This window comes from Streptomyces sp. NBC_00203, assembly GCF_045206325.1.
GTDB classification, from domain to species: Bacteria; Actinomycetota; Actinomycetes; order Streptomycetales; family Streptomycetaceae; genus Streptomyces; species Streptomyces lutosisoli.
This window is the reverse complement of the sequence record NZ_CP108126.1, coordinates 8,541,782-8,565,618: the sequence shown is the minus strand read 5'-3', so window position 1 is coordinate 8,565,618 and position 23,837 is coordinate 8,541,782. Positions and strand designations below refer to the sequence as shown.

The following is a 23,837-nucleotide window of genomic DNA, read 5'->3' as shown; positions in this document are numbered from 1 at the left end:
TAAAACCAAGCAACACATCGAACCGGAGGGCGCAGCGCATGGAGTTCCGGCAGTCCAGCAAGCTCAGCGAGGTCTGTTACGAGATCCGCGGCCCGGTGATCGAGCACGCCGACGCACTGGAGGCGGCGGGCCACAGCGTGCTGCGCCTCAACACCGGCAACCCGGCACTCTTCGGCTTCGAGGCGCCGGAGGAGATCCTCCAGGACATGATCCGGATGCTCCCGCAGGCACACGGCTACACCGACTCGCGCGGCATCCTCTCCGCCCGCCGCGCGGTCGCCCAGCGCTACCAGACCCTGGGTCTGGAGGTCGGCGTCGACGATGTCTTCCTCGGCAACGGCATCTCCGAGCTGATCTCGATGGCCGTGCAGGCGCTGGTCGAGGACGGCGACGAAATCCTCATCCCGGCCCCGGACTTCCCACTGTGGACGGCCGTGACGACGCTCGCGGGCGGCAAGGCGGTCCACTACCTCTGCGACGAACAGGCCGACTGGTACCCGGACCTGGACGACATGGCCGCGAAGATCACGGACCGCACCAAGGCCGTGGTCATCATCAACCCCAACAACCCCACCGGCGCCGTCTACCCGAAGGAGATCATCGAGGGCATCCTCGACCTCGCCCGCCGGCACGGCCTGATGGTCTTCGCCGACGAGATCTACGACCAGATCCTGTACGACGACGCCGTGCACCACTCGGTCGCCGCGCTCGCCCCCGACCTGGTCGTCCTGACCTTCTGCGGTCTGTCGAAGACCTACCGGGTGGCCGGCTTCCGTTCGGGCTGGCTGGTGATCACCGGTCCGAAGCAGCACGCCAAGAGCTATGTGGAGGGCCTGACCATGCTGGCCTCCATGCGGCTGTGCGCCAACGCGCCCGCGCAGTACGCGATCCAGGCCGCGCTCGGCGGCCGCCAGTCCATCAACGAACTCACCGCGCCCGGCGGCCGTCTGTACGAACAGCGCACCGTGGCCTGGGAGAAGCTCAACGAGATTCCCGGCGTGTCCTGCGTGAAACCGAAGGGCTCGCTGTACGCGTTCCCGCGCCTCGACCCCAACGTCCACAAGATCCACGACGACGAGAAGTTCGTCCTGGACCTGCTGCTGCGCGAGAAGATCCAGGTCGTCCAGGGCACCGGCTTCAACTGGCCGCGCCCCGACCACTTCCGCATCCTCACCCTTCCGCACGCCGACGACCTGGACGCGGCGATCAGCCGGATCGGACGCTTCCTGAGCGGCTACCGGCAGTAGGGAATGCCCATGCTCCCCGGCCTGTTGGCGACCACGTACGTGATCACCAACGGGGAGGACCGACGATGTCGCACGAGGTGCGGGGCACCGTGGAAGCGGGCTTCGAGGGCGTACGGGAGGAGCTCGCGGACTTCCTGGCCGGGGAGGAGCACGAGCCGGGCGCCCAGCTCACCGTGTATCTCGACGGGCGCCGGGTGGTGGACCTCTGGGCGGGCGACGGCACGACCGGCGATTCGCTGACGAGCCTCTTCTCGATCGCCAAGGGCGCGGCGCACCTCGTGGTCGCGCTGCTGGTGCAGGAGGGCGTACTCGACCTCGACCGTGAAGTCGCCCGCTACTGGCCGGAGTTCGCCGCCGAGGGCAAGGACCGGCTGACGCTGCGCGAGCTGCTGGCGCACCAGGCCGGTCTGGTCGGGGTCGAAGGCGGCTTCTCGATCGAGGAGTTGGCCGACGACCGGCTGCTCGCGGCTCGTCTGGCGGGGCAGAAGCCGTTCTGGGAGCCGGGAACGGCGTACGGCTACCACGCCTTCGTGATCGGCGCACTCACCGGCGAGGTGGTGCGCCGGGTCACCGGGAAGTCGATCCAGGAACTCTACGAGGAGCGGATCCGGTCGCCGTACGGCCTCGACTTCCACCTGGGCCTGCCCGAGACGCTGGAACCGCGTTGGGCCGAGGTCCAGCCGTTGGTGCCGACACCCGAGCAGATCGCGCTGCTGAAGGCGAACGCCTTCGTGCCCGGCAGTGTCGGCGCCGTCGCCTTCAACCAGAACGCCACTCCCGCGACCAACGTGGTGGCCTTCGGCAACACCCGCGCCGTCCGCGCGCTGGGGCCCGCGTCGTCGGGCGGTGTGGGCAATGCGCGCGGGGTCGCCGGGATGTACGCGGCGGCGATCGGCGCGCTGGACGGCAGGGCCGCGCTGCTGACCCCCCAGACCGTGGCGGAGTTCAGCCGGGTCCACGCGGCGGGCCCCGACCTGGTCACCGGCGCGCTGGACCACTTCGGGCTGGGCTTCGAGTTCCTGGCCGACCGGTATCCGTTCCTCGGGCGGGACGCGTTCGGGCACAGCGGTGCGGCCGGGTCCCTCGGCTTCGCGGACCCGGCGAGCGGTATCGCGTACGCCTACACACGGCGCCGTTTCGCGTTCCCCTCGGGTGACGGCGCGTCCCCGGAGAACGGCCGTCTGGCGGAGTCGGTCCTGCGGGCCGCCGGGAGTCGGTGACACCGTACGAAGGGAACGACAGGAACAGGAAGGGGACGGCGATGGGCGACCTGCTCCTCGTACGGCACGGTGAGACCGAGTGGTCGATGTCCGGACGGCACACGGGGTCGACCGACGTCCCGCTGACCGGGAACGGCCGGGATCAGGCGCGCAGGCTGGCTCCGCTGATCGCCCGGCACCACATCGCGGCGGCGTTCGTCAGCCCGATGCAGCGGGCCCAGGAGACGGCACGGCTGGCCGGGGTCGCCGGGGCGCGCGTGGACGCGGACCTGTCCGAGTGGGACTACGGCGGGTACGAGGGGATCACGACCGTCGAGATCCACCGGAGCAGGCCCGACTGGTTCCTGTTCACGGACGGCGTCGCGGCAGGCCCGCCCGAGCACCCCGGGGAGAGCCCGGACGAGGTCGGGGCGCGCGCGGAGCGGATGCTGGCCAAGATCGACGCGGCGCTCGCGGAGGCGGAGGGCAGTGTGGTGGTCGTGTCGCACGGGCACTTCCTGCGGGTGCTGACCGCGCGGCGGCTGGGGCTGCCCGCCGGGGCCGGCGCCCTGTTCCAGCTGGGCACCGGGACGATGAGCCGACTGAGCACGGAGCACCGGCGGCATGTGGTGGCCGGCTGGAATGTCAGACCCGACACGTACTGTTCCCATGAGCCGCTCCCCTCGGCGGGACAGACTCCCGGGGAGCAACTGACGGGCGGCTGAGGGAGCCGCCGCGACACGACCGGCGGCGGGAGGGAGCGCGCCGTGACACGACCGCCGACCGCGGCACAGCGGCGCGTCATCGAAGCCGCCGATCCCGTCACCGGGCGGCTGAAGGGCACGGAGGCCCAGCTCGCCGCGCTGGTGCAGCGCGGGCTCGCCTTCCGGCATCCCCGGCCGCCGCGCGACCACTTCCTGACGCCCGCCGGACATCGCATACGGGAGACGCCGGAGCCGGTCGCCGCCGTGGAGGCCGCCCCCGTCGCGGCCGAGGCCGGTGTGTTCGCCGCGCGGATCGGCGGCGAGGAGACGGCCGACCCCGGCCCGGCGCGCATCCGGGAGGTGCACAGCGCCTGGCAGGGGCTCCTGGAGCTGCGCCGGATGACCAACCAGGACGGTGCCGTCGACCGTCCGTGCGGATGGGAGCGTACGCATCTGGTGCAGGCCGCCGCGCTCGCGCTGGAGTCCGCGGGGCACCGGCCCGCGGGGGCGGAGGGCGGCGGCTACCGGGTGCGGGCGACGCCGCAGCCGGAGGCCGTCGCCGTGCGCGAGCCGGACCCCGGGGCGCTGCGCGCCTGCGCGGCCACGCTGGAGAAGGCCGGCTGGCAGGTCGGCGAGCACACCGAGCCGCGCACCGGGGCGCGGTATGTGCTGGCTTCCCCGCGGCGAGTGTGAGGCGCCGGAATGCCGTGCGGTACAAGGGAGTTGGATCGATCAAGTCCTGACCGCCGTCGAAGCGTCATACGAAGACTCATGCGAAGAGTTATGTGAAGCGTCGTCAAAGGGGAAAAGGGGAAGTCGTGGCAGAGCCGTTTTCCGTCGCAGTGACCGTCCGTGGGTACGAGACCGATGTGCAGGGGCACCTGAACCAGAGCGTCTATTTGCAGTACGCGGAGCACGCCCGCTGGTCGTTACTGCACGCGGCCGGGATCAGCCAGACCGAGCTGATAGGCAGCGGCGTGGGCCCAGTGGCCCTGGAGACCACCATCCGCTACATACGGGAGCTGCGCGCCGGCGAAGAGGTCGAGGTGACGTGCGCGTTCGTCTGGGGTGAGGGCAAGTCGTTCCGGATCGAGCAGACGATACGGAAGACGGACGGCACGGTGGCCGCCGAGGTGACGGCGGTCGGCGGGCTGCTGAACCTGGAGAAGCGCAGGCTTGTCGCCGACCCCCGGGCGGTCTTCAAGTCGCTGGCCTCCGATCCGGTGGCGTTCGGGCTCTGAGCTCCTCCGCCGGAAGCGACACCGTCACCGTCAGCCCGCCACCCTCGCGCGGGTGCGCGACGACCTCACCCCCGTGGGCGCGGGCGATGGAGCGGACGATGGACAGGCCGAGGCCCGCGCCCTTCGAGGTGACCACACGGTCGGCGCCGAGGCGGCGGAAGGGTTCGAAGAGGGCTGGCAGTTCGTACGGCGGCACAGCGGGACCGGAGTTGGTGACCTCCACCTCCACCCGGCCCTCGTCGCCCGTACGGCTGACCACCTCGACCCATCCCCCGTCCCCGGTGTTGTGTCGGATGCCGTTCTCGACCAGGTTGTGGACGAGGCGTTCGAGGAGCAGTGCGTCGCCGAGCGTGGGCGCCTCCTCGGCCTTCTCCTGGAGGGTGACTCCGGCGCGCTCCGCCTCCCCCTGGATCTGGCCGGTCACATGGGTCACCACGTCGGCGAGGTCCACGGGCAGCCGTTCGGCGATCTCGTTCTCCGAGCGGGCGAGCAGCAGCAGGCCGGTGATGAGGCGCTCGTGCCGCGTGTTGATCTCCAGCAGGTTCTCGCCGAGCTGTCTGACGTCCTCGGAGGCCGTCGCACGGTGCATGGCGACCTCGACCAGGGCGCGGCCCAGCGTCAGCGGGGTGCGCAGTTCGTGGGAGGCGTTGGCGACGAAGCGGCGCTGGCCGTCGAAGGAGCGGTGGAGCCGCTCGACCATGGTGTCGAAGGTGTCGGCGAGATCCTTGACCTCGTCGTCGGGGCCGCGCAGCGCGATGCGCTCGTGCAGGCCGCGGTCGGCTGCGGGGGCACTGGCGATCCGGTGCGCGGTGTCCGTGACCCGGTGCAGTGGGGCGAGGACGCGGCCCGCGATCAGCCAGCCGAACCCGGCCGCGGCGCCGCCGACGACGAGCAGCGCGAGGCCGCCCTGGGTGAGCAGCGAGGAAGTGGCGGCCTCCCGGAGCCTGTCGCGCTCGGCGTCCATCCACTTCTCGAGGTCGGTGACGCCGGGCGGAGGGGTTCTGCCGTCGGCGGAGACGAGGGTCCGCTCGTCATGGGGTTCGGTGGTCGGCGCGGGTGAATCCTGCCCGGCGCCGGCCGGCGCGGTGGACTGTGGGCTCCCCGTCGCGTGCGTCTGGGAGATGACCTTCTGCCCGGAGTGGTCGAGCTGCTGGGTGAGCAGCGCGTAGGTGACACCGAGCAGCACGACGCCGCCCGCGAAGAAGAGGCCGCCGTAGACCAGGGTGAGACGGGCACGCAAGGTGGTCCGGCGCGGAAGGAGCCGACGGCGCCCGCGCGACGGCCGGGTCCGCGCCGAGGCGGGCGACGACTCCGGTCGCTTCGCGGCGGGAGGCAGCCCGGATCGCCCCTCCGCAGGCGAACATGCGGACGGCTCCTCCGCAGGCGACACTTCGGGTGGCTTCGTCGCAGACGACCCTCCGAACCATTTCCTCGCACGCGACACCCCCGCCCCCTCCGCCACAGACGCCCTTCCTGCTCGCTCCGCCGCAGGCGACACCCCGCACCGCTCCGCCGACCGCGGCGGACCGGATCCCTCCGGGGACCGCCGCAGTCGGACAACTGCCACGGCGCGTGGCTCGGTCCCGCTCACGGGATCCGGTATCCGACGCCCGTCACGGTCTCCACGACGGGCGGGTCTCCGAGCTTGCGGCGCAGCTTGAGCACCGCGAGCCGGACGGCGCCGGTGAAGGGATCGGCGTGTTCGTCCCACGCCTTCTCCAGGAGTTGCTCGGCGGAGACCGGGGCCCCCTCTGCGCGCAGCAGCTCGGCCAGCACGGCGAACTCCTTCTTCGACAGGGGGACGTATCGGCTGCCCCGGAACACCTCGCCCCTGGCTGGATCGAGGGTGAGCCCCGCCCGGCGCAGCACGGGAGGTGCGGCCGGCCGCGACCGCCTCCCCAACGCCAGGACACGGGCGGTGAGTTCGGCGAAGGCGAAGGGTTTGACGAGGTAGTCGTCGGCGCCGAGACCGAGGCCGATGACCCGGTCGGTGACCTCGGCCGCCGCGGTGAGCATCAGCACCCGCGCGGTCGATTCGGAGGCGACCAGCTCGCGGCACACGTCGTCGCCGTGCACGCGTGGCAGGTCCCGGTCGAGGACGACCACGTCGTAGTCGACGACCGTCGCACGTTCCAGTGCCGCCGCGCCGTCGTACGCCGTGTCGACCGCATGGGCGTGACCGCGCAGCCATTCCGTGATCGCGTCGGCGAGCATCGGTTCGTCCTCGACCACCAGTACCCGCATTCGGGTCACGCCTTTCTCCGGGGAGAGCGCTCAGCAGGGCCCAGAGTGCCGGGAGCCGTGTTTCTTTTCCGTTAGTGATCGTCCAGTGCTCGTCCAGTGCTCGCCGACAGTCCCCGTACGAGCACTCAAGTGCCGTGGAAACGCTGGGGAAACACCCGTTGCTGTTGCCTCCTGGCGTGCGGCCGGAGAGCTCCTCCGGCCCCGACACGAGGAGACGACGCGATGCGGACGCTGACCCGCGGCACACTGGCCGCCCTCCCCGCCGCGCTGGCCCTGGCGCTGGCGCTTTCGGGTTGCGGCTCCGGCGACGACACCGTGAAGACCGGTGCGGCGGCGACGGCGAGCAAGAGCTCACGCGAGGACCAGGGCGTCAAGTTCGCGCAGTGCCTGCGTGAACACGGCGTGGACGTGGAGGACCCGGAGCCCGGAAAGGGCATCCGGATCACCGGCCATCTGCCAAAGAGCCAGATCGACAAGGCCATGGAGGACTGCCGCAAGTACGACCCCATCCAGAACGGGGACGCCAGTGCCGACCCCGAGATGGAGCAGAAGGCACGCAAGTTCTCCCAGTGCATGCGCGACAACGGCGTCGAGGACTTCCCCGACCCCGAGAACGGCGGCATCCAGATCACGAAGGACATCGCCGACGACCCCGACTTCGCGAAGGCCCAGAAGAAGTGCGACAAGTACGCCCCTTCGGGCAGCGGCCCCTCCAACGACCAGGCCGGCGATGAGTGAGGCGACGGTCGTGCCCGAGGACACGTCAGCAGAACTTCTCCCCCCGTCCGAGCCGGACCGCCCCCGTCGCCACCGGCGTCGCGGACGTAAGGCAGTCATCGCGGTGGGCGTGCTCGCCGCGGTCGGCGGGGCGGCCGCGGCGGGGCTCGGGTTCGCCGGACGCGACGGCTCCGGTGGCGGCTCCGCCGCCGGGCTCCCCCCGGCCACCGCCGACGTGACCCGCCAGACCCTCAAGGACAGCCAGTCCGAGGACGGCGAGCTCGGCTACGGCACGGCGAGCGCCGCGGCCGGCCGCGTCCCCGGCACCCTCACCCGCCTCCCGGACACCGGCGAGAGGATCAGCCGGGGCGAGGCGCTGTACGAGGTGGACGACAAGCCCGTCACCCTGATGTACGGCGCGACTCCCGCGTACCGCGACCTGAAGCCCGGCGTCGAAGGGGCGGACGTCCGGCAGTTGGAACGGAATCTCAAGGCGCTGGGCTACTCCGGCTTCACGGTCGACGACGAGTACACCGACGCCACCGCCGACGCGATACGGCAGTGGCAGGAGGACCACGGGCTGGACGAGACCGGCATCGTGGAGCTCGGCCGCGTGGTGTTCGCTCCGGGAGCCGTCCGCGTGGACTCCCTGGACGCCCAGGAGGGCGCGGCGACGGGGCCCGGCCAGAAGGTGCTCTCGTACACCGGCACCGCCCAGGTCGTCAGCCTCGAACTCGACACCGCGGACCAGCGGTTGGCGAAGAAGGGCACGAAGGTCGCCGTCGAGCTGCCGGACGGCACCCGCGTGGAGGGGCGCGTCCAGGACGTCTCCACCGTGGTCGATCCCGGCGACGGCGGAGACGAGGAGGCGACGACCAAGGTGAAGGTGACGGTCGCGCTCGACGGCGCCAAGGCGCAGCGGACGGCCGCGTCCTATGTGCTGGCCGCGGTGCATGTCTTCTTCACGGCGGGCGAGCGCAAGAGCGTGCTCACCGTTCCGATCGCCGCGCTCGTCGCGCTTCCGGAAGGCGGTTTCGGCGTCGAGGTCGTACGGGGGTCGACCACGGCGTACGTCCCTGTCGAGACGGGGCTGTTCGCGAACGGGCGGGTGGAGATCACCGGCGAGGGGATCGCCGAGGGCACGAAGGTGGGGACACCCGCATGATCTCGCTGACCGATGTCACCAAGGTCTACCCGGGCGAGGTCACCGCGCTGGCCGGGGTGACGCTGACCGTCGCGCGCGGTGAACTCGTCGCGATCGTGGGCCCGTCGGGCTCCGGCAAGTCGACCATGCTCCATATGCTCGGCACCCTCGACCGGCCCACCTCGGGCAGTGTCCGGGTCGAGGGGTTCGACGCGGGCGCGCTGTCGGACGCCCGGCTCTCGGCGCTCAGGGCGCGGCGCATCGGCTTCGTCTTCCAGCGGTTCCATCTGGCGGGCGGGACAACGGCGTTGGAGAACGTGGCCGACGGTCTGCTGTACTCGGGGCTGCGGCCGGCCGAGCGCCGTCGTCGTGCGGCCGCGGCGCTGCGCCGGGTGGGCCTGGACCACCGTATGCACCACGAGCCGCACGAGCTGTCCGGCGGCGAGCGGCAGCGCGTCGCCGTGGCACGTGCGGTGGCCGGGGACCCTCCGCTGCTGCTGGCCGACGAGCCGACGGGCGCGCTGGACTCCGCGTCGGGCCTGGGTGTGATGAGGCTGCTGCGCGATCTGCACGCCACCGGGACCACGGTCGTGATCATCACCCACGACCGGGAGATCGCGGCGTCGCTGCCGCGGCGGGTGCGGATGCGGGACGGCCGGGTGGTCGAGGACTCGGCCGGCGAGGCGGTGGGGGCCGCAGGAGAAGCGGGCCCCTCGGCCGCGGGTTCACGGGAGGCGGTCCGATGACCACGGAGGTACTGCGCCCCGCCCGGCTCGGCCCCGCCGACGTCGTCAGAGTCGGCGCCGTCGGTCTGCGCACCCGGCCGCTGCGGGCCTTCCTCTCGGCGCTGGGCATCGCGATCGGCATCGCGGCGATGGTCGCCGTCGTCGGTATCTCGTCCTCGTCCCGCGCCGATCTGGACCGCGCGCTCGCGGCCCTCGGCACCAATCTGCTCACGGTGTCACCGGGGAGCAGCTTGACCGGCGGCCAGTCCCAACTTCCCTCCACCGCCGAGAAGATGGTGTCCCGCATCGAAGGTGTGCAGTCGGTGTCGGCGGTCGGCAGGACGGCGGACGCGAAGGTCTATCGCACCGACCGGATCCCCGAGGCGCAGACCAACGGAATCGCGGTGTACGCGGCCCGTACCTCGCTACGGGCCACGGTCGGCGCCGAGTTGGCGAGCGGCACCTGGCTGAACGGCGCCACGGGCCGCTACCCGGCGACCGTGCTCGGTGCGACGGCCGCCGCACGGCTGGGGATCGGCCATGCGGGCCCGGACACCGAGGTACTGGTCGGCGGCAGCTGGTTCACGGTCGTCGGCATCCTCCAACCAGTGCCGCTGACACCGGAGTTGGACACGGCGACGCTGGTCGGCTGGCCCGTGGCCGAGTCGGAGCTGGGCTTCGACGGTCATGCCACCAAGGTCTACACGCGCTCCGCCGACGCGGCCGTCACCTCGGTCCGCTCCGTGCTGGGCGCGACCGCCAACCCCGAGGCGCCGAGCGAGGTCCAGGTCTCCCGCCCCTCGGACGCGCTCGCCGCCCAGCAGGCCGCGGGCGAGGCGTTCACCGGGCTGCTGCTCGGCCTGGGCGCGGTGGCTCTGCTCGTCGGCGGTGTGGGCGTGGCCAACACGATGGTCATCTCGGTCCTTGAGCGCCGGGCCGAGATCGGGCTGCGCCGCTCGCTGGGCGCGACGCGAGGACAGATCCGTACGCAGTTCCTCGCCGAGTCACTGCTCCTGTCCGCCCTCGGCGGCGCGGCCGGCGCCCTGCTGGGCCTGGCCGTCACCACCGGGTACGCCCTCTACCAGGGCTGGCCGGCCGTCGTACCGCCGTGGGCGCCGGCCGGGGGCATCGCGGCCACCTTGGTGATCGGCGGCCTGGCGGGGCTGTACCCGGCGATCCGCGCGGCACGGCTGTCGCCGACGGAGGCGCTCGCCACGCCCTGAAGTCCCGTGCGCGGCCTACGAGTCGACCAGCTCCGGCTGGTGCTCGACGTCGTAGGCCGCGCGCGACTCGGCGATCGTGACGCGGTGCCGCTCGGCCCAGTCGGTCAGGGAGAGCAGGGTCGCGTGCAACTCGCGGGCCACCGGGGTGAGTTCGTACTCGACCTTCGGCGGGACCGTCGGATACACGGTCCGGGTGAGGAGTCCGTCGCGCTCCAGATTGCGCAGGGTGAGGGTCAGCATGCGGCGGCTGATGCCCTCCACGCTCCGCTCCAGCTCGGTGAAGCGGATCGGGCCGTGCGCGGCGGCCACGATGATCAGCACGCTCCATTTTCCGGCGACCCTGTCAAGAACTTCGCGGACCGGGCACGCCTGCGCGAGCACTGCCTGCGAGGTAACACCGGTGTTCCCCTGGGACATCGAAGTGCCTCCTTATGGCGGACTCCATGGTCACCCACGATGAACCCCGTTACAAGTCGTGCACCTATGGAGAAAGCAGAGGCCATCGCCATGCTGTCGCGGAGCGAGTCACCGACACCACGAACGTACTCCCGCTGGGCCTCGCTCGTCGTCCTGTGCGCCGGAACGCTGATGACGATCCTGGACGGCAATATCGTCACGGTCGCGATGCCCGCGATCCAGGGCGATCTCGGCTTCTCGGCCCCGGGACTCGCCTGGGTCGTGAACGCGTATCTGATCCCCTTCGGCGGGCTGCTGCTCCTGGTGGGGCGGCTCGGCGATCTGGTGGGCCGCAAGCGGATGTTCGCCGCCGGGCTCGCCGTGTTCACCGCGGCGTCCGTGCTGTGCGGGGTCGCCACCAGTCAGGGCATGCTCGTCGCGGCCCGCGCACTGCAAGGGGTCGGCGGGGCGATGACCTCGGCCGTGGTCCTCGGCATGCTCGTCGCGCTCTTCCCGGAGCCGCGCGAACAGGCGCGTGCCATCGCGGTGTTCAGCGCGGTCGGCGCGGCGGGCGGGGCGCTCGGCACGTTCCTCGGCGGAGCGCTGACGCAGGCCCTCAACTGGCACTGGATCTTCCTGATCAACCTGCCGATCGGGGTGGTGGCCTGGGTCGCCGCGCTGCGGATTCTCGCCCCGGACCAGGGAGTCGGTCTCGGCAAGGGCGCCGACTACCCGGGTGCGGCCCTGGTCACAAGTGCGCTGATGCTGACGGTGTACGCGATCGTGGGCGCCGGGGACCGGGGGCTCGGCGGCAACCTGACCCTGGCGGCCGTCTCACTCGCCCTCTTCGTGGCGTTCACCCTCCGCCAGGCGCGCACCGCCCGGCCCCTGCTCCGGCTGCGGCTCTTCCGCTCCCGTGCCCTGACTAGTGCGAACGGCGTCCAGATCCTGATGATCGCCGGGATGTACGGCTTCCAGTACATCGGCGCGCTCTACCTCCAACGCGTCCTGGGCTACAGCGAGTTGCTCACCGGCACGGCGTTCCTGCCCGCGCCGATCGCGATCGGGGCGCTGATGCTCGGTCTGTCGGCGCGCACGATCGCCCGCTTCGGCCCGTACCGCGTGCTGCTCGCCGGGCTCGTCCTCATCACCGCGGGCCTGGCCCTGCTCGGCCGGGCTCCGGCAGACGGCACCTACGTCGCCGACGTGCTGCCTCCGCTGCTTCTGCTCGCCGCCGGTTTCGCGGCCGCGATGCCCGCGGTGACCGGGCTCGCCATGTCGGGCGCCCGCGAGGAGGACGCGGGACTGGCTTCCGGCCTCTTCAACACCACGCAGGTGGTGGGCGGTTCACTTGGTCTCGCGGTGCTCACGACGCTGGCGGCGAGCCGCACGGAGAGCCTGATCGGCGGGGGCGAGCAGGTCGTGGCGGCGACGGCGGACGGCTACCGGCTGGCGTTCACCGTGGCCACGGGCATCGCGACGGCGGCTCTGGCACTGGCGGCCGTACTCCTGCGCCCGGGACGTGTCTCCTCCGCCCCCGTGGTGGAGGAGACTCCCGCAGCCGCCGAGGAGGCACCCGTCGCGGTGGCCGGGACACGCGGGGCCGAGGCCGTCCGTCAGTCCCGCGCGAACGCCTCCGCGTGATGGTGCGCCCACTGGGCATACGTACGCGGCGCCCGGCCCAGCACCTGGCGTACGTCCTCCGTCACCACCGCGTTGCCGCCCCGACGGACGTACGCCGTGCCCGCCAGGACGCCCTCGGCGTAGGTCTCGGACATGCCGGCTTCGAGGAACTGCGCGCGGAGGGCGTCCGGGGGTACGTCCACAGTGGTGACCGGGCGGCCGAGGATCTCGGCGAGGGTGGCGGCCTGGTCGGCGGTGGTGAGGAGTTCGGGTCCTGTCAGGGTGTAGAGGCGGCCCGTGTGCCCCGGCGCGAGCAGCGCCTCGGCGGCGACCTCGGAGACATCGCGCGGGTCGATGACGCCCTGCGTGCCGGTCCCGGTCATGTTGGGCACCGGGTCGCCGGAGTGGATCGCCGCCGCCCAGCTCAGGGTGTTGGAGGCGAACGACGAGGGGCGCAGGACCGTCCACTCCAACCCGCTTGCCTGGACGGCCTGTTCACCCCCGAGGTGCCAGTTGCTCACCGGGCCGAGGGCCGGGTCGCCGGTGCCGATGGCTGAGAGTTTCACCACCCGGCGTACGCCTGCCGCACGCGCCGCCGCGACCAGCGCGGCGTCGGCGTCCGCGTCGCCGGGCCCGAGGACGCCCACCGCGAACAGGGCGGACGCCCCGGACATCGCGGCCTCGACGGAAGCGGGCTCGTGATAGTCGCCGCGCACCACCTCGACCCCGGCGGGCACCCGCGCACGGGCGGGGTCCCGGGTCAGCGCGCGGGCCTTCTCGCCGCGCGCGGCGAGCTGTCGCAAGAGTTCACTGCCGATGGTGCCCGTGGCACCGGTCACTAGGATCATGTCTCTCACCGTGCCGAGCCGATGCCGCCCTGCTCTAGGAAATTCCGGCACGGTTCACGGGCCCGGCCGAAGCCGGGGCACGTCTACGGTGGAGAGGTGACCACCACGCAGGAGACGAAGCCCGGCGCGAACGGTCTCGTCGAGGCGCGCCTGACGCTGCCCGAGGAGCTGCTCCCCTGGTTCGTCGACGCCGGGTTCACGTCCGTCGACGGCGATCTGCGCGAGCCTTTCGCCCATGTCCCGGACGCGGCAACGAAGATGGTGGTGCGGGTCGAGGAGAACGGCCGTCGCGATGTGCTGGTGGTGGGACCGCGCACCCGGGCCTCGTACCACGCGAGCAAGCGGCTGGCCTCCTGCGTCCAGCTGCGTCTCGGCCCGGGCGCGGCACGCCCGTTGCTCGGTGTACCGGCGGTCGATCTCGTGGGACGGGTCGCGCCGCTCGGCGACTTTCCCGGCACCCCTGCCCGCCAACTGGCGGAGGAACTGCTCCCGTTGGATCACGAGCAGGTGGTCCCCCACCTGGCGGAGACCCTGCCCGAGCGGCTCGCCCCTGCCGACCCCTCGCGTACTGGGCTGCTGCGGGCCGCGGTCGAGGCCATGTCGACGGAGGAAGGCCATGTACCTGTAGGGGTAAGGGCGTTGGCCGACCGTCTCGCCGTCAGCGAGCGGCAGCTGCGCAACCTCTTCGCGGACGGTGTCGGCGTCTCCCCCAAGCACTACGCCCGCATCGCCCGCGTACGCCACATCCTCACGCACGCCGGCCGGTCCCCGGGCATTCCCTGGGCCCAACTGGCCGCCGCCACGGGCTACTACGACCAGTCGCACATGACCGCCGACTTCCGCACGCTGATGGGCGTCCCGCCGACGTCCTTCTTCACCGGGCGGCTTCCGGCGGCGCGGCCGTGTCAGGCGTTCGGGTCGGCACCGGCACCTGGTTGAAGCCGTAGTAGACCGCGATCAGGCCGTGCGCGGCCAGGGTCAGCGGGGCGGAGACGTAGGCAAGGGCGACCGTGGCGGGATAGGCGAGGGAGCCGAGGGCGAAGCGGACGCGGGTGCGGCGGGCGGCCTCGATGTCGACGCGGCTGTCGAAGAGGTGGCCCGTGCGCGTGAGGTGCCACCACAGGGCCTGGAAGGACAGGGCCATCGCGACCATGACCATGCTGTAGACGGCGGCCGCGACATGGGACGCCTTGTCCTCGCGCAGATACTCCGCGAGCATCGCCGTCGGCCAGGGCACGGCGGCCACGACCATCAGGACGAGCAGGTTCAGGAACATCAGCGTGCGGTCGATCCGGGCGACGTAACTGAAGACCTGGTGGTGGTTGATCCACATGATGCCGATGACCAGGAAGCTGACGACGTAGGCGGCGTACGAGGGCCATTGCGCGCCGAGTGCGTGCCACAGTCCGCCGTGTTCACCGACCTCCGGGACCTTGATCTCCAGGATCAGCAGCGTGATGGCGATGGCGAAGACGCCGTCGCTGAAGGCCTCCACACGGCCTGACTCGTTCATGACCGACTCTCCCCGTTGTGACCGTGTCTGTGCATCACTCATGTGCCGTCTGTGCGCTCAGACCGTAGCCCAGCACCGCCCGGCAGTCGGCACGGGATCGCCAACTCGCCCTTCCCTGACGGGTGTACGCCACCTCCAATCTCTGGTAGGAAACTTTCCTAACAGTACGCCCCAACGACACACTCCCCTCATCGGAGGTACCGTGCACACCCCCCACATACGCACTTCGCGTCGCACCCTGCTCGCCCTGATCGGAGCTTCCCTGGTGGCAGGCCCGGTCATCGCGACCCAGTCCGCGACCGCCGCGGCGGCCGGTCTGGACGACCCGGCGAAGAAGGAGATCGCCATGAAGCTGGTCTCCAGCGCGGAGAACTCCTCGCTGGACTGGAAGGCGCAGTACAAGTACATCGAGGACATCGGCGACGGGCGCGGCTACACCGCCGGGATCATCGGCTTCTGTTCCGGCACCGGCGACATGCTCGACCTCGTCGAGCTCTACACGCGGCGCAAGCCCGGCAACGTCCTGGCCAAGTACCTGCCCGCGCTGCGCGAGGTGAACGGCAGCGACTCCCACGAGGGCCTGGACCCCGGCTTCCAGGGCGACTGGCGCAGGGCGGCCCAGGACTCGGCGTTCCAGCAGGCCCAGAACGACGAGCGGGACCGCGTCTACTTCAACCCGGCCGTCAAGCAGGGCAAGACCGACGGCCTCGGCGTACTCGGCCAGTTCACGTACTACGACGCCATCGTGATGCACGGCGACGGCGGTGACAGCACCAGCTTCAGCAGCATCCGCAGGCGGGCGCTGGCCAAGGCCAAGCCGCCCGCCCAGGGCGGCGACGAGGTGACGTATCTGAACGCCTTCCTCGACGCCCGTGTGTGGGCGATGAAGCAGGAGGAGGCCCACTCGGACACCAGCCGGGTGGACACCGCCCAGCGGGTGTTCCTGCGGAAGCGGAACCTGAACCTCGATCCGCCGCTGGACTGGAAGGTGTACGGCGACAGTTACCACATCGGCTGACGGAGGGACCCCGAGGACGGACGGCGGAGGGCGCGGCACCCAGGGGTGCCGCGCCCTCCGCTCGCCGCTGGATGTCAGTGGGCCGGGACCGCCCTGAGGTCCTCACCCGCCTCCATGGGATGCGTCACCTCGTCCGCGTCCTGCCCCTTGCCGAGGTGGTTGAAGACAAGGTTGAGAGCCACGGCCGCGATGCAGCCCGTCGAGATGCCCGAGTCCAGGACGATCTTCGCCGTCTCGGGGAACGCGTGGTAGAACTCCGGCGCGGTGATCGGGATGATGCCCACGGCGAGGGACACGGCGACGATCAGGACGTTGTTGTCCTTCTCCAGGCCCGCCCTGACGAGGGTCTGGATGCCGCTCGCCGCGACCGAGCCGAAGAGGACGACGCCGGCGCCGCCGAGGACGGGACGCGGTACGACGGCGATGAGCGAGGCGGCCATCGGGCACAGGCCCATCAGCACCAGGAAACCGCCGCCGGTGGCGACGACGTACCGGCTGCGGATCCGCGTCATCGCGACCAGGCCGATGTTCTGCGCGAAGGCGCTGCACATGAAGCCGTTGAACAGCGGGCTGAGCGCCGAGCCGAGGGTGTCGGCGCGCAGGCCCGCCGCGATGGTCTTCTCGTCGGCGGGGCGCTCGACGATCTCGCCCAACGCCAGCATGTCCGCGGTCGATTCGGTCATCGAGACCACCATGACCACGATCATCGAGACGATCGCGGCGACCTGGAACTGCGGGGCGCCGAAGTGGAACGGCGTCGGGAAGCCGACGACGTCCGCGTCGGCCACCGGGCCGAAGTCCGTGACACCGAAGGGGATCGCGACGAGCGTGCCGATGACGAGGCCGAGCAGCACGGCGATCTGCTTGACGAAGCCGCGGGTGAAGCGGCGCAGCAGCAGCACGATGACGAGCGTCGCCGCCGCCAGGCCCAGATAGGTCGTCGAACCGTAGTCGTCCGCCGCGGGGTTGGGGCCCTGCGCCCATCCGAAGGCGACCGGCAGCAGCGAGACACCGATGAGCGTGATCACGCTGCCGGTGACGACGGGCGGGAAGAAGCGGACCGCCTTGCTGAAGAACGGGGCGGCTATGAAACCGAGGACGCCGGCGACGATGACCGCGCCGAAGATGATCGGCAGCGCATCGCTCTTGTCCTTGGTGGAGGCGACGACCGCGGTCATGGGGGCGACACCGGCGAAGGTGACGCCGTTGACGAACGGCAGCCTGGCACCGATCTTCCAGAAGCCGAGGGTCTGGAGGAAGGTGGCGAGGCCCGCGGTGAACAGGCAGGCGCCGGTGAGGAAGGTCAGTTCGGTGGCGGACAGACCGACGGCGGCGCCGACGATCAGGGGCGGGGCGACGACTCCCGCGTACATGGCGGCCACGTGCTGGAGGCCGCTGGTCGCCATCTTGAGGGCGGGCAGTTTCTCGTCAACCGGGTGCTTGGACTGGACAGTTGATCCAGTTGGTCCAGCTGCTTCGGTTGGTTCTGCTGGTTCTGCATCGGTGCTTGGCTCGGGCTGGTCGGCCACGGCGGCTCCTCCGGTCGGTTGCACGTCGGCGTTGACGCGGGTTTCAGGGAGGTGATGCGCGGTCGTGCGGGACCGGGACGATGACCGCGACAAAAGGGATCTTTGTCACGGAGACCGTTCCGGGGAGCAGGCGCGTCCACGCACGCTCCCCGGAGACGGCCGCCATGGACCCCGCTCGGGTCCACGGCTACCGGCTGAGGGCCGTCCCCCTCAGCCGGAGATCTTCAACTGTTCAGGCCTGCGCGGTGATCTGCGCCAGGCGCTGCGCCTCGGCCCGCGTGGAGCGGGCGATGGCGTCCTCGTCGACGTTCAGCAGGCGGCTGTCCTCGACGACCGGCTTGCCGTTGACGAGCGAGAGGGTGACCGGGGCCGCCGCGCCGAAGACCAGCGCGGTCACCGGGTCGGCGATCGAGGCGTGGGCCAGGGTGTCCAGCTTCCACAGCACGATGTCGGCGAGCTTGCCCGGCTCCAGGGAGCCGATCTGCGAGGCGCGGCCCAGGACCTGGGCGCCGCCGTACGTCCCGAGGCGCAGCGCCTGACGGGCGTTCAGGGCGGCCTCACGGTGGGCGCCAAGGCGGTTGATCAGGAGGGCGTTGCGCAGCTCGGTGTGCAGTTCGCCCGACTCGTTGGAGGCGGTGCCGTCGACGCCGAGGCCGACCGGGACGCCGGCCGCCAGCATGTCGGGGACGCGGGCGATGCCGGCCGCCAGGCGGGCGTTGGAGGAGGGGCAGTGCGCCACACCGGTCTTCGTACGGGCGAAGGCGGCGATGTCGGAGTCGTTCATGTGGACGCAGTGCGCCATCCACACGTCCTCGCCGAGCCAGCCGGTCGACTCGAAGTACTCGGTCGGGCCCATGCCGAACAGTTCCTTGCAGAACTGCTCCTCCTCGACGGTCTCCGAGCCGTGCGTGTGCAGCCGTACGCCCTTGCGGCGGGCCAGCTCGGCGCCCTGCTTCATGAGTTCGGTGGAGACGGAGAAGGGCGAGCAGGGCGCGACGGCGATCTGCGTCATGGCGTCGAAGGACGCGTCGTGGTGCTCGTCTACGGTCGCCTCGGTGGCGGCGAGGGCGCCTTCGAGGGTCTCGACGGCGAAGTCCGGCGGCAGCCCGCCGTCCTTCTCACTGCGGTCCATGGAGCCGCGGGCGAGGGTGAAGCGGACGCCCGTCTCGCGGGCGGCCCGGATGATGGCGCCGGACAGGTCGCCGGAGCCCTTCGGGAAGACGTAGTGGTGGTCCATGGCGGTGGTGACGCCGCCGCGGGCCATCATGGCGAGGGAACCCTGCGCGGCGGAGTACGCCATCTGCTCGTCGATGCGCGCCCAGGTCGGGTAGAGCGCGACGAGCCAGTTGAAGAGGTTGTGGTCCGTGGCCAGGCCGCGGGTGATCCACTGGTAGAAGTGGTGGTGGGTGTTGACCAGGCCGGGGGTGGCCAGGTGCCCGGTGCCGTCGATGCGGCGGACCACGTTCTCCAGGTTCTCGGGGGCCTTGCCCGCGCCCACCGACTCGATCTTGTTGTCGGCGACGACGATGTGGCCCGAGGTGTACTCGGTGTCACCCGCGTCCACGGTCGCGATGGAACAGTTCTCGATCACGATGCGCGAAGCTGCCACGGTGGTTCCTCGTTCTTCCCATTGGCGGACGGACCCGGGGGTCGAGCGGGGTGACGACCGGGTCCGTGGTGCTGTTGTTGCGCAGATGCCCCCGCTCTCCCCTGGGACTTGACGCCGGCGCACGCGTCGGGGGTGGAGCAGCAATACTGCTGGCCGCAGTACTACAGGTTGGTGAGGTCCACCGGGATGTGCGGCTCGCAGCCGTCGCGCAGAATGGTGGCCTCGATGAGGCCGTACGGACGGTCGGCCGCGAAGTAGACCTCGTTGTCGTTCTCGAGCCCGAACGGCTTGAGGTCGACCAGGAAGTGGTGCTTGTTCGGGAGGGAGAAGCGGACCTCGTCGATCTCACTGCGGTTGTTGATGATCCGCGAACCCATTTGGTAGAGGGTCTGCTGGAGCGACAGCGAGTACGTCTCCGCGAAGGCCTGGAGCATGTGCTTCCTGACCTGGTCGTAGGACTTCTCCCAGTTGGGCATCTTCTGCTCGTCGCCGCTCCAGTTGAAGCGCCAGCGGGCGGAGACCTGGGTGGCCAGGATGCGGTCGTACGCCTCCTGGAGCGTCGTGTACTTGTCCTTGACGTAGCCCCAGAACTCGGAGTTCGTCGAGTTCATCACGACGAGGTCCTTCAGGCCGGAGATGACCTCCCACTTCTCACCGTCGAAGGTGATCTGGGTGACCCGGGTCTCCTGACCCTTGCGTACGAAGGAGTGCTTGACCTCGTCGGCGCCGATGAACTTCGAGTTGGCGTCCGAGGTCTCGATACGCTCCCAGGAGTACTCCTCGATACGGATGCGCGCCGTCTTGATCGGCTCCTGGCTCGTCACGAAGTGCCGGGCCAGGTGGATGCCGAACTGCTCGGCGGACTCGATGCCGTACTCCTTGGCGAAGGCGTACACCGTGTTCTTGGTGGTGTCCGTCGGCAGGACGTTCGCGTTGGAGCCCGAGAGGTGGACCTCCTGCATGTCGCCGCTCAGCGCGACCGACACGTTCAGGTCCTTGATGTGGTGCGTGTCGCCGTCACGGGTGATCTTGACGACGCGGTTCTCGGCCTTGCCGTACTGGTTCTGTCCCAGAATCGTGGGCATGTCTGCTAGCTCCCTCGGTAAACGGAGTAGCCGAACGGGTTGAGCAGCAGCGGTACGTGGTAGTGCTCGCCCGGATTGACGGCGAAGGTAATCGCCACCTCGGGGAAAAACGCGCCGCTGTCCCGATTCGCGGGGGCGTCCTGCTGCGCATCGGCTTGCTTTTTCTCGAAGTACGCCTCGACCTCGAAGTCGAGCCGTACATGGGTCGTCCCCTCCGGCAGCGCCGGAAGATCCTTGCACCGGCCGTCCGCGTCGGTCGCGGACCCGCCGAGCGCCTGCCAGTGCGCGCCACGCCCGGAGCGGGCCGCGAGCTGGATGGCGACGCCCTCGGCGGGCCTGCCGACGCTGGTGTCCAGGATGTGCGTGGACACGGAGGCCGTGGTGTCGGTGCTCATGCCTCATCTTCCTGTACGAGATTGGTCAGACGGATGCGGTTGATCTTGCCCAGCTCGGAGCGGACGATCTCGCGCTCCTGCTCGGGCGAGTTGCCGATCCGCTCCTTGACCGCGTCGCGCATCTGCTCGCCGGTCCGGCCGGTGGCGCAGATGAGGAAGACGTGGCCGAACTTCTCCTGGTAGGCCAGGTTCAGTTCGAGCATCTGAGCCTTGAGCTCCTCGGAGGCGCCGGCCATGCCGCGCTGCTCCCGGGAGGAGGTCGGGTCACCGGGCTTCGGCCGCCCGATCGGCGGGTGCCCGGCCATCGCCTCCTCCAGGTCCGCGGTGGTCAGCTCGGCCATGGCGGCGTCGCTCGCGGCGAAGAGGTCGTCGGCGGTGGCGTAGGGGCGGTGGGCGAGCAGGGCGCTCCCCCAGGCCGATGAGGCGCACGCCTCGTGGAGGGCGGCGAGGGCCGCGCGCTCCTCCAGGGCGTTGAATCCGGCGAGACCGCCAGGTGTCGTACTCGAAGTCACGGGAAGCCTCCGTGGCCTTGTGCTGGACGGGCTGCGGATAGCTAACGCCCTCGGAAACACCACGTCAACACTTTGTTGAAAACTTGGGGTAACAAAAACCGCCGCCCGGGAAGTCCGGACGGCGGCGGGTCGCACAGGCGCGCGCACGAGGCGCGAGTCACTGACCCTTCGCGGCGTTTTCCCTGTTCAGGTAGTTATAGACGGTGAAGCGGCTCACTCCGAGCGCGCCCGCCACGGTCTCCACGCCGTGCCGCACGGAGAAGGCTCCGCGCGCTTCCAGTATGCGCACGACCTCCTGCTTGGCCTTGCGGTCGAGGTCGGCCAGGGGCTTGCCCTGCTTGCGCTCCAGGGCGGCCAGGATGTGGTCGAGGGAGTCGGCCAGCTGGGGCAGGCGTACGGCGACGACGTCCACGCCCTCCCAGGACAGCACGACGTCGTCGGCGCCGGCCTGGTCGGGCGGCAGCATCTCGCCGCCCATGGCGTCGACCAGCGGCTTGACCGCCGTCACGAAGGGGTCGTCCCCGATACCGGTCACTTATCGCCCTCCCCGACAGCGCCTACGACGTTCACCTGGAGCGAGACCCTGGTGGCGCCCGCCTCCAGGGCCTTGCGCAGCAGCGCGTCGACCGCGGTGAGCACCGCGTCCGCGCCGCCCTCCGCGGTGTTGCCGAACGGGCCGACATCCACGGCGTCCAGTTCGGCCGCCTCGATGACCTCGCGGGCGACCAGCGCATGCCGGGGCGCCTCGTCGAGGTCGAAGGGCTCGGTCGTGAACTCCACTCTCAATCGCACGGGCTCAACCTACTGCGCGGCGTGGATTTCCCGGCAGCCCCCTCTTGACAAGCCGCGACACACGACGGCAATCTTCCATTAAGCAGAAACGAACTTCCGCAATACGGAATCACTAACGGAAGGGAGCGCCGACCCCATGGGATTCGCAGACCAGCGCTTCAACGTCAACCTGTCGATCCTCTTCACGGAACTCCCGCTCCTGGAGCGCCCCGCGGCCGCCGCCGCGGCGGGCTTCGGCGCGGTCGAGCTGTGGTGGCCCTGGGTCGACTCCGCCACCCCCGAGCAGTCCGAGCTCGACGCCCTCAAGAAGGCGATCGAGGACGCGGGCGTCCAGCTGACGGGCCTGAACTTCTACGCCGGGCAGCTGCCGGGCCCGGACCGGGGCGCCCTGTCGATCCCCGGCGCGGAGTCCGAGAAGTTCCGCGCCAACATCGACGTGGCCGCGGACTTCGCCCAGTCGCTGGGCTGCAAGGCCCTCAACGCCCTGTACGGCAACCGTGTCGAGGGCGTGGACCCGGCCGAGCAGGACGCGCTCGCACTGGAGAACCTGGTGCTCGCGGCCCGGGCCGCGAACCGGATCGGCGCGATCCTCCTGATCGAGACCCTGAACAAGCCCGAGTCGCCCAACTACCCGCTGGTGACCGCCCCGGCCGGCGTCGACGTCGTCGACAAGGTCAACGAGGCGACCGGGCTCGGCAACGCCAAGTTCCTCATGGACCTGTACCACCTGTCCATGAACGGCGAGGACCTGCCGTCGGTGATCGAGCAGTACGCCTCGAAGACCGGCCACGTACAGATCGCCGACAACCCCGGCCGCGGCGCCCCCGGCACCGGCACCCTCCCCCTGGAAGACCTCCTCGACCAGCTGGGCAAGGCCGGTTACGAGGGCTGGGTCGGCCTGGAGTACAAGCCGGGCGACCGCCCGAGCGCGGAGGCCTTCGACTGGCTGCCCGCCGAGGCCCGAGCCGCCCGCTGAGCGGCAACTCATCGACGTATCACAGCAGTTAGAGAGGCACCCTCATGAGCAGCACTCTTCCCAACGTGGCATGGATCGGTCTCGGCATCATGGGCTCCCCCATGTCGGAGAACCTGATCAAGGCCGGGTACGACGTCACCGGCTTCACGCTGGAGCAGGACAAGCTGGAGCGCCTGACGGCCGCCGGCGGCAAGGCGGCCGGTTCGATCGCCGAGGCCGTGCGTGACGCCGACGTCGTGATCACGATGGTGCCCGCCTCCCCGCACGTCGAGGCCATCTCGTACGGTCCTGACGGCATCCTGGAGAACGCGAGGTCCGGCGCGCTGCTGATCGACATGTCGTCGATCACGCCGCAGACCTCCGTGGACCTCGCGAAGGCGGCGAAGGACAAGGGCATCCGCGTCCTGGACGCCCCGGTGTCCGGCGGCGAGGCCGGTGCCGTCGAGGCCGTGCTGTCGATCATGATCGGTGGCGAGCAGGCCGACTTCGACGAGGCCGAGCCGATCTTCGAGGCGCTCGGCAAGACCATCGTGCTGTGCGGTCCGCACGGCTCGGGTCAGACCGTGAAGGCGGCCAACCAGCTGATCGTCGCCGTGAACATCCAGGCGTGCGCCGAGGCCGTGGTCTTCCTGGAGAAGTCCGGCGTGGACCTGAAGGCCGCGCTCGACGTCCTCAACGGCGGCCTGGCGGGCTCCACCGTGCTGACGCGCAAGAAGGACAACTTCCTGAACCGCGACTTCAAGCCGGGCTTCCGCATCGACCTGCACCACAAGGACATGGGCATCGTCACGGACGCCGCCCGCAATGTCGGTGCCGCGCTGCCGGTCGGTGCCGTGGTCGCCCAGCTCGTCGCCTCGCTGCGTGCGCAGGGCGACGGCGGCCTGGACCACTCCGCGCTGCTGCGCGCGGTCGAGCGCCTCTCCGGCGCGCAGATCTGAGCCCTCCCCGACTTCCGGGCCGCGGCGGCGCTGACACCTGTCCTGTCGCGCCCAAGCGCCGCCGCGGCCCGGATTCATCTGCTTCATCTGCACCACAACCGACCTTCAACAAACTGTTGACGTTCAGATCACCCCGAACCTAGGCTCCACAAAGCGGAA

Annotated in this window: 26 protein-coding genes; 14 read left to right on the top strand and 12 right to left on the bottom strand. The window is 70.5% G+C overall.

The annotated features are described in order from the left end of the window. Nucleotides 1–38: 38 nt before the first annotated feature. The 5 genes from OG975_RS38055 (at nt 39) to OG975_RS38035 (ending at nt 4,391) form a co-directional block, all read left to right on the top strand. Nucleotides 39–1,247, top strand: coding sequence for a pyridoxal phosphate-dependent aminotransferase (locus OG975_RS38055; RefSeq protein WP_406334023.1), 1,209 nt, complete (start codon nt 39–41; stop codon nt 1,245–1,247). Between the two features lie 65 nt (nt 1,248–1,312). Further along, nucleotides 1,313–2,467 (top strand): serine hydrolase domain-containing protein, encoded by a 1,155-nt coding sequence (locus tag OG975_RS38050; protein WP_406334022.1) that lies wholly within the window; start codon nt 1,313–1,315, stop codon nt 2,465–2,467. A gap of 41 nt (nt 2,468–2,508) precedes the next feature. Continuing rightward, entirely contained in the window at nt 2,509–3,171 is a 663-nt protein-coding gene (locus OG975_RS38045; RefSeq protein WP_406334021.1) for a histidine phosphatase family protein, read from the top strand. A gap of 42 nt (nt 3,172–3,213) precedes the next feature. Next, nucleotides 3,214–3,843 carry a hypothetical protein gene (locus tag OG975_RS38040; protein ID WP_406334020.1) on the top strand — a complete coding sequence of 210 codons (630 nt, stop codon included), beginning with the start codon at nt 3,214–3,216 and terminating at the stop codon, nt 3,841–3,843. 125 nt (nt 3,844–3,968) lie between these two features. Then, entirely contained in the window at nt 3,969–4,391 is a 423-nt protein-coding gene (locus OG975_RS38035) for an acyl-CoA thioesterase (protein WP_406334019.1), read from the top strand. On the opposite strand, the gene OG975_RS38030 is transcribed toward OG975_RS38035, so the two are convergent. Then, nucleotides 4,351–5,631, bottom strand: coding sequence for a sensor histidine kinase (locus tag OG975_RS38030; RefSeq protein ID WP_406334017.1), 1,281 nt, complete (start codon nt 5,629–5,631; stop codon nt 4,351–4,353). The two genes, OG975_RS38035 and OG975_RS38030, sit on opposite strands and share 41 nt — an antisense overlap. A 347-nt stretch (nt 5,632–5,978) precedes the next feature. Further along, nucleotides 5,979–6,635, bottom strand: a complete 657-nt coding sequence (locus OG975_RS38025) for a response regulator transcription factor (protein WP_330310336.1) — start codon at nt 6,633–6,635, stop codon at nt 5,979–5,981. Nucleotides 6,636–6,857: 222 nt separating this feature from the next. Between OG975_RS38025 and OG975_RS38020 the strand changes: the two genes are divergently transcribed. The 4 genes from OG975_RS38020 to OG975_RS38005 are packed head-to-tail and all read left to right on the top strand — an operon-like array spanning nt 6,858 to nt 10,444. Continuing rightward, nucleotides 6,858–7,373, top strand: coding sequence for a hypothetical protein (locus tag OG975_RS38020; protein WP_406334016.1), 516 nt, complete (start codon nt 6,858–6,860; stop codon nt 7,371–7,373). Further along, the gene (locus tag OG975_RS38015) at nt 7,366–8,517 is read left to right on the top strand and encodes an efflux RND transporter periplasmic adaptor subunit (RefSeq protein WP_406334015.1); all 1,152 of its coding nucleotides are present in this window, start codon (nt 7,366–7,368) and stop codon (nt 8,515–8,517) included. Before OG975_RS38020 ends, OG975_RS38015 begins: the two co-directional genes overlap by 8 nt. After that, nucleotides 8,514–9,242 carry an ABC transporter ATP-binding protein gene (locus OG975_RS38010; RefSeq protein WP_406334014.1) on the top strand — a complete coding sequence of 243 codons (729 nt, stop codon included), beginning with the start codon at nt 8,514–8,516 and terminating at the stop codon, nt 9,240–9,242. Before OG975_RS38015 ends, OG975_RS38010 begins: the two co-directional genes overlap by 4 nt. Continuing rightward, nucleotides 9,239–10,444 carry an ABC transporter permease gene (locus OG975_RS38005; RefSeq protein ID WP_406334013.1) on the top strand — a complete coding sequence of 402 codons (1,206 nt, stop codon included), beginning with the start codon at nt 9,239–9,241 and terminating at the stop codon, nt 10,442–10,444. Before OG975_RS38010 ends, OG975_RS38005 begins: the two co-directional genes overlap by 4 nt. Before the next feature lie 15 nt (nt 10,445–10,459). Here OG975_RS38005 and OG975_RS38000 read toward each other — a convergent pair whose 3' ends face one another. Then, nucleotides 10,460–10,861: a helix-turn-helix domain-containing protein gene (locus OG975_RS38000; protein WP_330308280.1), complete on the bottom strand. Its 402-nt coding sequence runs from the start codon at nt 10,859–10,861 to the stop codon at nt 10,460–10,462. Nucleotides 10,862–10,927: 66 nt separating this feature from the next. On the opposite strand from OG975_RS38000, the gene OG975_RS37995 reads away from it, so the two are divergent. Then, nucleotides 10,928–12,484, top strand: coding sequence for an MFS transporter (locus tag OG975_RS37995; RefSeq protein WP_406334012.1), 1,557 nt, complete (start codon nt 10,928–10,930; stop codon nt 12,482–12,484). Here OG975_RS37995 and OG975_RS37990 read toward each other — a convergent pair. Next, a complete protein-coding gene (locus tag OG975_RS37990; RefSeq protein WP_406334011.1) occupies nt 12,457–13,311 on the bottom strand; it encodes an NAD(P)H-binding protein in 855 nt (284 codons plus the stop codon). The genes OG975_RS37995 and OG975_RS37990 overlap by 28 nt on opposite strands. Nucleotides 13,312–13,407: 96 nt before the next feature. Between OG975_RS37990 and OG975_RS37985 the strand changes: the two genes are divergently transcribed. Next, complete coding sequence (locus OG975_RS37985; protein ID WP_406334010.1) at nt 13,408–14,250, top strand: helix-turn-helix domain-containing protein; 843 nt, start codon at nt 13,408–13,410, stop codon at nt 14,248–14,250. Here OG975_RS37985 and OG975_RS37980 read toward each other — a convergent pair. Then, a complete protein-coding gene (locus OG975_RS37980) occupies nt 14,186–14,824 on the bottom strand; it encodes a TMEM175 family protein (protein ID WP_327432843.1) in 639 nt (212 codons plus the stop codon). The genes OG975_RS37985 and OG975_RS37980 overlap by 65 nt on opposite strands. Nucleotides 14,825–15,026: 202 nt before the next feature. Between OG975_RS37980 and OG975_RS37975 the strand changes: the two genes are divergently transcribed. Beyond that, nucleotides 15,027–15,842 carry a chitosanase gene (locus OG975_RS37975; RefSeq protein ID WP_406334009.1) on the top strand — a complete coding sequence of 272 codons (816 nt, stop codon included), beginning with the start codon at nt 15,027–15,029 and terminating at the stop codon, nt 15,840–15,842. A 74-nt stretch (nt 15,843–15,916) separates the two neighbouring features. Here the strand turns inward: OG975_RS37975 and OG975_RS37970 are convergent, their stop codons facing one another. From OG975_RS37970 to OG975_RS37940, 7 genes are all read right to left on the bottom strand, one after another. After that, nucleotides 15,917–17,248, bottom strand: a complete 1,332-nt coding sequence (locus OG975_RS37970; RefSeq protein ID WP_406334007.1) for a nucleobase:cation symporter-2 family protein — start codon at nt 17,246–17,248, stop codon at nt 15,917–15,919. Between the two features lie 355 nt (nt 17,249–17,603). Next, nucleotides 17,604–18,980 carry an 8-oxoguanine deaminase gene (locus OG975_RS37965; protein WP_406334006.1) on the bottom strand — a complete coding sequence of 459 codons (1,377 nt, stop codon included), beginning with the start codon at nt 18,978–18,980 and terminating at the stop codon, nt 17,604–17,606. Between the two features lie 161 nt (nt 18,981–19,141). After that, the gene (gene pucL, locus OG975_RS37960) at nt 19,142–20,065 is read right to left on the bottom strand and encodes a factor-independent urate hydroxylase (RefSeq protein ID WP_406334005.1); all 924 of its coding nucleotides are present in this window, start codon (nt 20,063–20,065) and stop codon (nt 19,142–19,144) included. A 5-nt stretch (nt 20,066–20,070) separates the two neighbouring features. Further along, nucleotides 20,071–20,460: a hydroxyisourate hydrolase gene (gene uraH, locus OG975_RS37955; protein WP_406334003.1), complete on the bottom strand. Its 390-nt coding sequence runs from the start codon at nt 20,458–20,460 to the stop codon at nt 20,071–20,073. Then, the gene (gene uraD, locus OG975_RS37950; protein WP_406334002.1) at nt 20,457–20,972 is read right to left on the bottom strand and encodes a 2-oxo-4-hydroxy-4-carboxy-5-ureidoimidazoline decarboxylase; all 516 of its coding nucleotides are present in this window, start codon (nt 20,970–20,972) and stop codon (nt 20,457–20,459) included. The genes uraH and uraD overlap by 4 nt, the downstream gene beginning before the upstream one ends. A gap of 157 nt (nt 20,973–21,129) precedes the next feature. Next, nucleotides 21,130–21,507, bottom strand: coding sequence for a helix-turn-helix domain-containing protein (locus OG975_RS37945; protein WP_406334001.1), 378 nt, complete (start codon nt 21,505–21,507; stop codon nt 21,130–21,132). Next, entirely contained in the window at nt 21,504–21,764 is a 261-nt protein-coding gene (locus OG975_RS37940) for a hypothetical protein (RefSeq protein WP_406334000.1), read from the bottom strand. Before OG975_RS37940 ends, OG975_RS37945 begins: the two co-directional genes overlap by 4 nt. Nucleotides 21,765–21,900: 136 nt before the next feature. Here OG975_RS37940 and OG975_RS37935 point away from each other — a divergent pair, with 136 nt between their 5' ends. Together OG975_RS37935 and OG975_RS37930 are read left to right on the top strand one after the other, a co-directional pair. Beyond that, complete coding sequence (locus tag OG975_RS37935; protein ID WP_406333999.1) at nt 21,901–22,740, top strand: TIM barrel protein; 840 nt, start codon at nt 21,901–21,903, stop codon at nt 22,738–22,740. Nucleotides 22,741–22,784: 44 nt separating this feature from the next. After that, the gene (locus OG975_RS37930; protein WP_406333998.1) at nt 22,785–23,678 is read left to right on the top strand and encodes a 2-hydroxy-3-oxopropionate reductase; all 894 of its coding nucleotides are present in this window, start codon (nt 22,785–22,787) and stop codon (nt 23,676–23,678) included. Nucleotides 23,679–23,837 lie beyond the last annotated feature (159 nt).